The organism is uncultured Clostridium sp., from assembly GCF_934754925.1.
Classification (GTDB): Bacteria; Bacillota; Clostridia; order Clostridiales; family Clostridiaceae; genus Clostridium.
In genome coordinates, this window is sequence record NZ_CAKVJA010000110.1 from 1 (window position 1) to 1,810 (window position 1,810).

The following is a 1,810-nucleotide window of genomic DNA, read 5'->3' on the forward strand; positions in this document are numbered from 1 at the left end:
ACCTTAAACGAACTCTTAAAAGAAAATGAATCTAGCAAAGATAAAAAGGATGCAGAAAAAAAAGCATGGATAAGCTACTCTATTATAACGGCGATTCATATGTTAAGCTCAAAACCTTATTTAGAGTTTAAGGATTCAAAATATAAAGATAATTTGCCACAATAATAAAATATTAAAATATACAGCAATTAACTGTATAAATGAGATTTTATGAAAAGAAGCGAGACAATTACTGAAAATATTTTTAGAAATTTTTATGGTTCTAAAGTATTTATTGAAAAATCTACTATACCTGAAAAATATGGTTTTATATCTAAAAAACGGACAGACCAGTAAGGATATCCTGACTTCTTTAAACATATAAAATCAAAAGGTTTTGATTTCTATATAGTTGTTGAAACTAAAGCCACAAATCATAAAAAAGCTAAAGATGAAGTAATGTTTTATATTGAAAATAACAAAATAGATGGTTCTATAATAGGTATGGCTGTTTCTGGTCAAAATAAAGAAAACCTAAAAATTAGTTATTATTTTAAAGATACAAATACAATAAAAGAACTTGAACCAAAAACATTGTTAAAGATAGATGAAATTATAAAACTTTATAAAAAAGAAAAATTTGGCGATACATTAAGCGATGGAGATTTATATGACATCCTAACAAAAATAAACAAAAAATTACATAAGGGAAATAAAGTTAGAGATACTGATAGAAGCTTATTTTTTAGTGGAATTATGATAGCGCTTACAAATACAAACTTTATAAAAACATATAAGAGTATTACTGCTCCAACAAAGGATGATTTAGATAGCCAAAAAAGACCTAAAATGGAGTCACATTATATCAACGAATTGATTTTATCTAAAATAGAAGCACAACTTGAAAACAAGATAAATAATAGCTTATCCAAGAAGATAGATTGGAAAGATAGCTTTTCATTTATAAAAATAATATATTTTAGTCTTGATGAGTATAAAGATTTGATAAATTTGATTGAAACTGAGATTTTTATACCTTTCAAAAATAATGAAAAATAAGATATTTTAGGAAAAGCCTATAAAATTTTCTTGCATAGAGCAGGTAAAATTGATAACAAAAATATAATATTAACTCCAGACCATATAAAATCTTTTATGATTGAACTCGCTAGGCTGAATGTGGATGATGTCGTTATAGATACTTGCACAGGCTCAGGTGGTTTTTTTGATGGAAGCTATGGAGATAATGACAAAATTAGCAAATCGTGATGCATCAAAAATTAAAAACATTAAACAAAAGCAACTTATTGGCTTTGAAAACGACAGAGTTCTTTTTTCATTAGCATGTTCTAATATGTTTTTACACGGTGACGAAAAAAGTAATCTATTCTTCAGAAGCTCACTACTTAATGATGAAACACAACACTTGGTTCAAAATGACAAAAAGAAGCAAAAATATTATCATCTAAATTTAAAGCTCAATATCAATGGCTTATTCCATTTTTCAATTTTTTATGTTTAGTACCGGAAGTTTTACCATCTTATTCTCCTATATTTAAATTTATTCATATTATAAAAAAATCGTCATTGCGAGGATTTGACGAAGGAATCTATTTTTTAGACCCGTTATTCTTAATTAAATAACAATGTTGCTTTCGCTTTTCATCCAGTTATGAAACGATAATTTTTTTCTTTGCAAAGTATTGACAAATTTTTTAATCTATGTTATATTTTAATTATATTTATAGTTAAATAATAATGGATTATAAAAAAATGAATAAAAATACTGTAATTTTGTTAAGCAAAGCAAAGCAAAGCAAAGCAAAGCAAA

The 1,810-nt window shown here is 25.6% G+C and carries 4 protein-coding genes; all 4 read left to right on the forward strand.

Going from position 1 to position 1,810, the window contains the following annotated elements:
* Positions 1 to 210 precede the first annotated feature (210 nt).
* Positions 211 to 336 carry a hypothetical protein gene (locus tag Q0G30_RS14240; RefSeq protein WP_294391416.1) on the forward strand — a complete coding sequence of 42 codons (126 nt, stop codon included), beginning with the start codon at positions 211 to 213 and terminating at the stop codon, positions 334 to 336.
* Between the two features lie 102 nt (positions 337 to 438).
* Entirely contained in the window at positions 439 to 1,038 is a 600-nt protein-coding gene (locus Q0G30_RS14245) for a hypothetical protein (protein ID WP_294391418.1), read from the forward strand.
* Between the two features lie 3 nt (positions 1,039 to 1,041).
* Entirely contained in the window at positions 1,042 to 1,248 is a 207-nt protein-coding gene (locus tag Q0G30_RS14455) for an N-6 DNA methylase (RefSeq protein ID WP_366014143.1), read from the forward strand.
* Positions 1,208 to 1,501: a hypothetical protein gene (locus Q0G30_RS14250; RefSeq protein ID WP_294391421.1), complete on the forward strand. Its 294-nt coding sequence runs from the start codon at positions 1,208 to 1,210 to the stop codon at positions 1,499 to 1,501. Before Q0G30_RS14455 ends, Q0G30_RS14250 begins: the two co-directional genes overlap by 41 nt.
* Positions 1,502 to 1,810: the final 309 nt, after the last annotated feature.